Raw genomic sequence first — 8,769 nt, forward strand, 5'->3', positions numbered from 1 at the left:
GTACTCGCACATCATCGTCGCGATGGGCGACGAGATGGTGAAAAACATAGTCGCGCAAGAGAGAAGCTCGGCTCGCGTCGTGGAGATCGACGTTCCAGAAGGGGATCCTCTTCCGCTCGCCCGTGCCCGAAACATTGGGGCAGCGAAAGCTCGATGTCACGGAGCCGAGCTGCTCGTATTTCTCGACGTCGATTGCATTGCGGCGCCAACACTGCTCGCTCGATATCACGAGACGGCAAGTGAGGAGAATTCTACTGCCTCACTGTTCTGCGGACCGGTTACTTACTTGACGCAGCCGTTGTCGTCGCCGATTACTCCGGATGAGATGGCACTGCTGCACAATCCACATCCAGCAAGGCCAGCGCCCCCCGCCGGGACGGTCCTCCACGGGGACGACTTCAATCTCTTCTGGTCGTTATCGTTCGCGGTCACTGTACCGACATGGCTTGCCTTGCAAGGCTTCTGCGAGGAATACCGCGGGTACGGCGGAGAGGACACCGATTTCGCCTGGTCCGCCCGAGACAAGGGCGTGAAATTGACCTGGGTCGGAGGAGCTGATGCCTACCATCAATTCCACCACGTGTCCGATCCACCCATCGAGCACCTTGACGACATCTTGACCAATGCGCAGGTGTTTCATCAGCGTTGGGGGCAGTGGCCGATGCAAGGATGGATCGATGCATTCGAAGAGAGGGGTCTCGTGGAGTACCGACCAGACCTTCAAACCTGGGTGCGGATTCGGAACTAGAGCTTCGTGAACCACCGTGGTGCAGATCTACCACGACATCCCGACGGATGATTAAGAAAACATCGACTGGGGAAGCCGACCCGAATGGCTACATACAGAGTGATCAATCCTGCAGGCGACGTCACCGCGACGCGCGACATCGAAAGCGCTGACGACGCCCACGCCTGGTTTGTAGATGCCCGCGCCGACAACTCGGAACTGGGATGGCGTATGGAAGTTCAGCATGATGGCGAATGGTCGTTCTTCGACGACACCGAGGGCGCATCCAGCTGAGCAGTCGCTCAACGGATGCGACGAAGATGAGGAAGGACGTTCAAGCATGAGTCAACAACTCACAGGGAAGAAAGTGGCATTTCTCGTGGCGACGGAGGGAGTCGAACAGATCGAGTTGACGGATCCCTGGGACGCTTTGGTTGCCGAACACGCTCAGCCGTCGATTGTTTCGACAGAATCCGGCACAATCCAGGCGTTCAACCATCTCGACAAAGCTGACGTCTTCGACGTGGACGCGGTGGTCGAGTCGGCGGAGTCGTCCGAATACGACGCTCTCGTCCTGCCGGGCGGTGTGGCCAACCCTGATTTTCTCCGCATGAATCCCGACGCGGTGGCGTTCGCCCGGAGTTTTTTCGATGCCGGAAAGCCTGTCGCAGTAATCTGCCACGGACCGTGGACGCTGGTCGAAGCCGGCGTGGTGGCCGGTCGTACGCTGACCTCGTGGCCTAGTTTGCGCACCGATATCACGAACGCCGGCGGCACGTGGATAGACCAAGAAGTCGTGGTCTGTACTTCTGGCCCGAATACCTTGATATCGAGCCGCAGGCCCGATGATTTACCCGCGTTCTGCGCGAAACTCACCGATACACTTGCGACTGTCTGAGACCCTTGACATGGTGATCGGACGAAAAATCGCGATCATCACCTCGTGCGGCGAAGAGCGGACGGTCGCCCGACGCGAGTACCGATGGAGTGCCGAAGACGCTCATAGTGGTTGTGCCTTCAAAGTATCGTCAAAACATTAGGCGCCAGGAGTTGACCAATGCCCGAGAGTCGCCGCTCCTTCAGGAAATGGCTACCGCGCACTGCGACAATGACGACGGCGGCCGCCGTTGTCGGCTCAGTTGCATCGGGGAGACCAGCACAAAGCGCGTGGTTCGAGAAGCTGCGCAAGCCCTCATTTCAGCCGCCACCCGTTGCCTTCCCCGTCGTGTGGACTGTTTTGTACGCCGACATCGCAGTCAGCACGGCGCTGACTCTTGCGCGCCTCACCGAGAAGGGGGACGAGACCGCCGCTCGCGACTACACCCGAGTACTGGCGATCAACCTCCTCATAAACGCCGGCTGGAGTTGGGTGTTCTTCCGCTCACATCGACTTCGTACAGCAGCCGTCGTCGCAGCCATCCTGACTGTAAGCAGCGCAGAATTGGCGCGACGAACACTTCCGATCAGACGAGCGGCGGGAGTGGCATTGGCGCCGTACCCGTTTTGGTGTGCATTTGCGACGGTCTTGTCGACAGCTGTTTGGCTCGAGAACCGGCGGTAATTGTGCTCATGGACGAGTCTCAGGGACCGATGATTGCCTTCATCCGGGATCGGGTAGTTGTCCGGCATGGAGATATTGGTGATTCTTATTCTGGTCGGTGCAGTCGCGTTCGTAGTCGCGCGCAAACGATTCACAGGAAAGCGCGAGCCGTAACCGGCTCGACGTACCCCGTTCCAACCATGATGCGGAAGCAAGGATGACGAGATGGACCTCTATCGGGTCACGATGCCGGACGGTTCGACTCTCGACGAGTATTTCGGATCGGACAATGAGGCAATCCAGGAGGCCACGAAAGCCAATCACGGTGTGAGTAAAGGGGTCAAGGTCGAGCGATATGCTGGCGACGGAACGCTGTATCCGACAAAATTGCCGAATGGTGGGTATCGCGGAACTGTCCGAAAGCACCATGCCGGTTAGAGCGCGAGGCCGTGGAATGAGCTGAGGGCGATCCAGCTCACGAAGGTGAGAGATCTTCGGTTGCAGGACCTTCCAGAAGCTCACCGCTCGCGGTGAAGCGTGATCCGTGCAACGGACAATCCCAAGATCGTTCGGCATCGTTCCAACTCACGATGCCGCCGAGATGTGGGCATACCGCGGACACCTCCTGCGTCACTCCGCATACAGTGCTTCGGGCAACAGGCGTAAGCCCTTCCCATACGACCTGGCCATGGCTGTCGGATCCCGGGTCCTTGCGCGCGAGTCGATCGAACAAAGGCTTTACCCAGCCGCCCGCCAGGTGAATAGCCACTTCAGCATTGACCCGAACAGTATGGGGCACTCCCGATACTTGATTCCAATCCCACGGCGAATAGATTGCCGACCACTGCGCTCCGGTACCGAGGACGCTCGTGACCAGTGCCAGCGCGGCAGCGACCGAGTTGGTGATTCCCCACTTCGCGTAACCGGTAGCAATGAGAAGCGAGGGATCTCCCGGCAAAAGTTCCCCGGCATAAGGGAGTTCGTTCACAGGCCGGTAGTCCTGTGCAGACCAGGAATGGGTCAGTTCGGCGCCGGGGAAGGTCTTGCCAGTCCAATCGATCAACTCTTGCAGACACTGTGACGGCGATGCTGCGCGCCCGACGGGATGCCCGTTACCACCGACGAGCAGCAAGTTGCTGTCATTGCGCGGAGCGTAACGAATTGACCGTTTCGGTTCGTCGACAGATAGGTACATTCCTCGTGGAATATCGCCGGGAACTGCGAAGGCAGCTGCGTAGCTGCGTTGTGGTTCTAAGCGGGCAAAGAATCCGCCTCGATCGAGTATTGGTGTTCCCGTGGCGATCACGACTCGAGCAGCGGTGACTACGCCGTGGTTCGTATGCACCGAACGTCGATGACGATTGCCGTGCACGGTCCTGACCCGGGTCCCTTCGTGCAAGGTCCCACCCCGCCGGACGAATTCCCGGATCAGCGCGTCGAGTGCCTGGACTGCGTCGAACTGCGCTTGATCATCCAAGCGGAGCGCGCCAACCACCGGGAACGGTAATTCGACCGCGTCGGTCCAGTGGGCATCGAGGCCCGCCGCACGCGCTGCATCCAATTCTTCCCGTAGGGAGACGGTTCCGTCGGTGCTGGTGGTGTACGTGAAAGCTGATTCACGTTGCACTGCTAAAGAACTGTCGGCGCAGTAGCGCAGCAGCCACTGCTGTCCCTCCCGATTGGCCTCGACGTACGAGCGCACCGCCGACGGTGAGTGCTTTTTTGCAATACTCGAAAGTCGAGTGCCTTGGAGCAAACTGATCTTGCCAGTCGTATTGCCGGTTGTGACAGCTCCGACGGTCCTGGATTCGAGTAACGCCACCTCATGACCGGCCCGTGCGAACAGCAAAGCCGTAACCACACCAGTCATACCGGCCCCGACGACAACGGTGTCGTATTCGCGCTCGGTGAATTCGGATGAGTACTCGGGGCGCGCCCCTTCGAGCCACAGGGAGGTCATGACCGACGGTTGCCCATCGCTACCGTATGAGAAACGTGGCCGCCGGCATCTCGTCGCAATTGCGGAGAATTCACCGAATCGGGCTGTCCGTGCGGCTTTCTCGCCGCGCGAGACGGGGAGTCAAGAATCCGAGTGCCACCATGCCGACCCCGAGTCCGAAGTGCAACCAGTTGTCGGCATCGTTGACCGGAACAAAGTTGGCGGAACTGTCTTGGTCGATCAGCAGGCCGTAGATCCACAACGCCAAGTAGATGATTCCGCCGCCAATGAGATACGTCTGTGCGGTGCGAGCCATACGAGCCATCGCCACACCCGCCACACCGAAGACCAGATGAACCACGTTGTGTAAAAAGGAGACTTCGAAAATCCCGAAAAGCTTCGCACCTGAATGATGGCCCGCTCCGGCCAGCATGTCGTAATCGGTTGTCACACCGGGAATAAAGCCGAGGATTCCAACTAGTAAAAACACCGCACCCACGGCCGCCGCGGCTATCTGTACTGAATCGCACCGGCGAGTCCGGAGATGATGTGCCCCGAGTTTCGTGGAGTCGTCATATTTGACTTCAGGCTACGGGTTGACGTGTGAAGTGTACGTTCTCGAACTCGATCGGGGTCAGCATCCCGAGGGCACTGTGCCGGCGTTGGCGATTGTGGAAGATCTCGAGGTACTCGAACATAGCGTTGGCCAGTTCGATCCTCGTTCTCCATCGTTTCCGATTCAAGAGTTCGGTTTGCATTCTGCCCCAGAAAGATTCGATCACGGCATTGTCATAGCAATCGCCGATCGATCCCATCGACGGGACCAGGCCCGAGTCGTGGGCCCGGCGGGTGAACGCCCAAGATGTGAACTGAACTCCGTGGTCAGAATGTATCAACGTACCGGGCGTCGGACCCCGATTCGAAATAGCCATTCCCAGAGCGTTCGTCACCAACGTCGCCGTCTGAGAACTATCGATAGACCACCCCACGACTCGCCTCGAAAACGTATCCAAGACAACAGCGCAGTAGATTTTCCCTTCGCGCGTGGGATGTTCCGTAATATCCGTGACCCACAGCTTGTTCGGTTCGTCGCGGGTGAACTTGCGGTCCACGAGATCGCTCGCGGTCGGAGTCTGATGCTTGGAACGCGCACGTTTGTTTCCCGGAAGTCCTTTCACACCAGCAGTTCTCATCAAGAGTTCGACACAGCCGTGTCCAACAGCAATGCCGTGACCAAGGGTAAGTTCGGCATGAACACGCCGGGCGCCGTAGGTGCCATGGGAGGCGGTGTGAACCTCGGTGATCAGCTGTGTCAGCCAGGCATGTCGCAGTGAGCGTTCCGAGGGTGGCCGGTTTCGCCACTCGTAGAAACCGGACTCGGACACCTCCAGAACCCGGCATGCCGTCTGCACGGGTAGTCCTTCCTTGGCCATCACTTCGATCGCTTCGAACCGCCTTTTGGGAGCACCACCGACTTCAGTAACTCGGTGGACCGTGTGGCGATGGCGAGTTCGGTCTCCAGTTGAGCGATGCGGCGGCGGGCGGCGGCGAGTTCGGCGCTCTCGATCGAGCTCAGCCCCGGCTTCTGTTCGGAATCGATGAGCTCCTGGTTGCGCCAGTTGTAGATGGTCTGTTCGGTGACATCGAGACCTGCGGCGACCTCGGCAACCGTGCGTCCTGACTTCAACAGATCGAGAACTTTCCGGCGGAACTCGGGTGGATAACGTCGGGGCATCGTGAACCTCTCTCGGGTGCATCAATGCCTGAAGTAAAACAAACGAACTCCGGAAAACTCGGGGCACATCAAAGTCTCCGGACTCGCCGGTGCGATTCATGGTATCGAACATGATGATCCCGTTCTCTTGCGGACGATTACCTGGCCTGCCGGTCAGGAAACGCCGATAGAGATCCGCCCACGTGATCCGTTTGTGCCGTTTGAGCAGCCATTGGGTAACCCGATGCCAGGCAAAGGAATCGAGGTACCCGAAGGTCGCTTTCGACACACCGTGACGGAAATACGCACACCATCCTCGGAGCACCGGATTGAGGCGTCCGAGGAGATCAGCCAAGCCTTGATGACGTGCCTTCTTTGTCAGTGCCCGCACCTTCGCCATGATCGAAAGCAACGCCTTCTTCGACGGATAGGTGTAGACACTCATCGAGCGGCTCCGGTGATGAATGCGGTCTTTCCCGCCAGTCGTGTCATGGACTCGGCCCCTTTGTCAGCGGCCGGTGCGGGCCGGTAGGTGAGCAATAGCGCCGTTGGCCTCGGCGAGATCCCACAGCAAGTCTGCGGTAATGATGCCGGCGACGTTGCCGTCGTCGTCGTACCCGACGATCGGCCCGTGGAAGATCCCCAACATCAACGATTCGGATTCCTGTTTCGGCAGGTGCACGATCCCGGCGGGTTCGTATACGTAACAGTTCGGTCCGATTGGGTCGACCTCTCCCTCGTATGCCCATGTGCCGAAGATGTTGTAGGCCTCCGCACCGCCGAGATGGCGGTGCAACGGCGCCTCAGCCCCTTCGGAGACGTTCAGCAAAATGGTGGTGGCGCCAGTCGTCTCATTGATGTTGAGAAGCTTGAACGAGGTTCCAGGCATCGGAAACGGGGTCCACGAAATGCTGTCGCAGTTTGTGACCCGCGAAGCCAGACTGTTGGTCGGTTCGGTCACGGGCCCAACTGCGCGACTGAAGATTTCGGCAACTGGTGGATTCTGTGCCGGGTCGATGTCGGAACCCTCGTTGGGAACCGCCGGTTGGGCCGGGCTGGGGCCCTGATGGGTTCGGGCGTCTGTGCTCAGTGTCATGATTAGCCTGTCTGTGGGGGGTGTCACATTCCACTGACAAACTTGCCTCGGCGCACAGGAGACGTCCATGACCAGAGTTCACAGGGTCGTTAGGTTTCGACTAACGTGCCACTTCAACCGCAGTAGGGGACGATAGCGTGCAATCCATCCCTGACCTCAATACTCGGGTGCTGCGCTACTTCGTTGCTCTCGCCTAGGCCGGCACCTACACACGGGCCGCGGAAATTCTGCGCGTCGCGACGCCGTCACTGTCCCAGCAGATCAGCAAACTAGAGCATGAGATCGGTGTACGACTGTTCGAGCGGGATCATCGCGGCGCGAGGCTTACCGATGCGGGCTCAGAGTTTCTTCCCATGGCCATCAATTTGCTGTCCGTGCATGATCAAGCAATCGGTGTCGTTCGCCGGCATCGCCGCGCTGCACAACAACAGATTCGGATCGGATTCTTTGCCACAGTCGCAGGCTCTCGCACTCGCGAGATTTTGGACAAACTGCGAAATGCTGTGCCCGATATCAAAATTGAACTCCTCCAAGTGGGTTGGGGTGAACAAGTCCTCGCCATCCTCGACGGCCGCGTCGATGTCGTGTTTGCACGCCCACCGTTGGATACGACACACATTCGCGCATTTCCCGTCCTCACCGAACAGCGAGTCCTGGCCATGTCGGCCAATCATCGCCTCGCAGCGAAAAGTGAACTGAAAGCGTCCGATCTGGCCGAGGTTGTTCAGGTTGATACCGATAATGTCCCGGAGGGTTGGCGGCGATGGTGGTCAGTCGATCCGCGCCCGGATGGAAGCCCTGTTACCTACGGTCCGCTAGTGCACGGAGTCGAGGAGATGCTCGAAGTCGTCGCGACCAGCGATGTAGTCGCTGTCACCGCCGAAAGCCTCGTCGCCGCATTTTCTCGACAGGACATCGTGTATCGCCCGATCTCCGATATTGACCCGACGCAGATAGTTCTCATCACGCCCTTGGAGGAACGGGTAACGATCAACGCACTAGTTCACGCTGTGAGATGATCCGAGCCTCCGGCGAGGGAATTAGAGGTGTCCTACTTCGTCGTATCGCTCTGCGCGCACGACTCGGGGTCCGTTGCTGAGTGCGGGTATGTCCGCCACTAGTGTCCTGCGCCTGAAATTTGTTCAACATATTTTGCGAGCGAAGTGAGGATTTCCACTGCGCGCGGAGAACGAACGGCTTCGCGCTGAGGTCGCGTACTGGGAAAAATTGCGGGCCTTGAGGTTGCAGGAACGACGCTGAAAGTTCGAGCTGTCGATGATTTCAAGGCGCACAACCCGCTACCCCTCTTGCTTCAGATCGCGCACCTCCCCAGATCGACGTTCTACGACCACCGGCACCGGCTCAGTCGCGGAAATACCCACCTATGTCACAGCACTCGAGAAGGACGTGCGGGAATGAATCGCCGCCTGGAACGAGAATCCGAAACCCTTTGCCTGGACCAAAACCGCAGATCTCGCGCTCGCTTTTCGTCAGGGGAATCCCCGCGATCGGTTGGAGGCCTGCCGCGCCTCTTCGGGCGTAACCCGTCCTCACCGTCGCGTCGGTAGATGACAGTCCAGTTCGCTACCGTTGTGGGCGAGGGTAAGTCGTATTCTTCGGCCAGAACCCTTCCGGACTCTCCGTTGACGTGGCGACGCACGATCTCGAGTTTGGTCTCGAAGTCGTACTGTCTTCGGTCTCTCGTCACCAGCGCACCTGCTCCCCGTAGTTGCCATCGTTGATACAACATTTG

The 8,769-nt window shown here is 58.8% G+C and carries 9 protein-coding genes and 2 pseudogenes; 6 read left to right on the forward strand and 5 right to left on the reverse strand.

What is annotated here, in order from left to right:
- Window positions 1–22: 22 nt before the first annotated feature.
- The 5 genes from G8767_RS30725 to G8767_RS30745 all read left to right on the forward strand — a co-directional run bounded on the left by G8767_RS30725 (window position 23) and on the right by G8767_RS30745 (window position 2,705).
- Entirely contained in the window at window positions 23–748 is a 726-nt protein-coding gene (locus G8767_RS30725; protein ID WP_346843054.1) for a galactosyltransferase-related protein, read from the forward strand.
- Window positions 749–832: 84 nt separating this feature from the next.
- Window positions 833–1,021, forward strand: a complete 189-nt coding sequence (locus G8767_RS30730; RefSeq protein WP_024488145.1) for a hypothetical protein — start codon at window positions 833–835, stop codon at window positions 1,019–1,021.
- Window positions 1,022–1,067: 46 nt separating this feature from the next.
- Entirely contained in the window at window positions 1,068–1,625 is a 558-nt protein-coding gene (locus tag G8767_RS30735; protein WP_070160368.1) for a type 1 glutamine amidotransferase domain-containing protein, read from the forward strand.
- Between the two features lie 210 nt (window positions 1,626–1,835).
- Window positions 1,836–2,288: a TspO/MBR family protein gene (locus G8767_RS30740; protein ID WP_081377661.1), complete on the forward strand. Its 453-nt coding sequence runs from the start codon at window positions 1,836–1,838 to the stop codon at window positions 2,286–2,288.
- 204 nt (window positions 2,289–2,492) lie between these two features.
- Window positions 2,493–2,705, forward strand: coding sequence for a hypothetical protein (locus G8767_RS30745; protein WP_166813631.1), 213 nt, complete (start codon window positions 2,493–2,495; stop codon window positions 2,703–2,705).
- Between the two features lie 37 nt (window positions 2,706–2,742).
- On the opposite strand, the gene G8767_RS30750 is transcribed toward G8767_RS30745, so the two are convergent.
- From G8767_RS30750 to G8767_RS30770, 5 genes and pseudogenes are all read right to left on the reverse strand, one after another.
- Window positions 2,743–4,227, reverse strand: coding sequence for an FAD-dependent oxidoreductase (locus G8767_RS30750; protein ID WP_149357460.1), 1,485 nt, complete (start codon window positions 4,225–4,227; stop codon window positions 2,743–2,745).
- Window positions 4,228–4,297: 70 nt separating this feature from the next.
- Window positions 4,298–4,720, reverse strand: a complete 423-nt coding sequence (locus tag G8767_RS30755) for a DUF4383 domain-containing protein (protein ID WP_042926785.1) — start codon at window positions 4,718–4,720, stop codon at window positions 4,298–4,300.
- Between the two features lie 70 nt (window positions 4,721–4,790).
- Window positions 4,791–5,941, reverse strand: a pseudogene (locus G8767_RS30760) (IS3 family transposase).
- A gap of 178 nt (window positions 5,942–6,119) precedes the next feature.
- Window positions 6,120–6,365 (reverse strand): annotated as a pseudogene (locus tag G8767_RS36035) (group II intron maturase-specific domain-containing protein); the annotation flags it as partial.
- A gap of 63 nt (window positions 6,366–6,428) precedes the next feature.
- Complete coding sequence (locus tag G8767_RS30770; protein ID WP_051649802.1) at window positions 6,429–7,016, reverse strand: 2,4'-dihydroxyacetophenone dioxygenase family protein; 588 nt, start codon at window positions 7,014–7,016, stop codon at window positions 6,429–6,431.
- A gap of 353 nt (window positions 7,017–7,369) precedes the next feature.
- Between G8767_RS30770 and G8767_RS30780 the strand changes: the two genes are divergently transcribed.
- Window positions 7,370–8,035, forward strand: a complete 666-nt coding sequence (locus tag G8767_RS30780) for a LysR family substrate-binding domain-containing protein (protein WP_042926780.1) — start codon at window positions 7,370–7,372, stop codon at window positions 8,033–8,035.
- Window positions 8,036–8,769 lie beyond the last annotated feature (734 nt).

This window comes from Rhodococcus sp. IC4_135 (assembly GCF_011602025.1).
GTDB lineage: Bacteria > Actinomycetota > Actinomycetes > Mycobacteriales > Mycobacteriaceae > Rhodococcus_F > Rhodococcus_F baikonurensis.

What these genes read in the sequence shown, in the direction of transcription:
- G8767_RS30725 (WP_346843054.1), top strand. Translation starts at nt 23, where the DNA reads ATGGGCGACGAGATGGTGAAAAACATAGTCGCGCAAGAGAGAAGCTCG.
- G8767_RS30730 (WP_024488145.1), top strand. Translation starts at nt 833, where the DNA reads ATGGCTACATACAGAGTGATCAATCCTGCAGGCGACGTCACCGCGACG.
- G8767_RS30735 (WP_070160368.1), top strand. Translation starts at nt 1,068, where the DNA reads ATGAGTCAACAACTCACAGGGAAGAAAGTGGCATTTCTCGTGGCGACG.
- G8767_RS30740 (WP_081377661.1), top strand. Translation starts at nt 1,836, where the DNA reads ATGACGACGGCGGCCGCCGTTGTCGGCTCAGTTGCATCGGGGAGACCA.
- G8767_RS30745 (WP_166813631.1), top strand. Translation starts at nt 2,493, where the DNA reads ATGGACCTCTATCGGGTCACGATGCCGGACGGTTCGACTCTCGACGAG.
- G8767_RS30750 (WP_149357460.1), bottom strand. Translation starts at nt 4,227, where the DNA reads ATGACCTCCCTGTGGCTCGAAGGGGCGCGCCCCGAGTACTCATCCGAA.
- G8767_RS30770 (WP_051649802.1), bottom strand. Translation starts at nt 7,016, where the DNA reads ATGACACTGAGCACAGACGCCCGAACCCATCAGGGCCCCAGCCCGGCC.
- G8767_RS30780 (WP_042926780.1), top strand. Translation starts at nt 7,370, where the DNA reads ATGGCCATCAATTTGCTGTCCGTGCATGATCAAGCAATCGGTGTCGTT.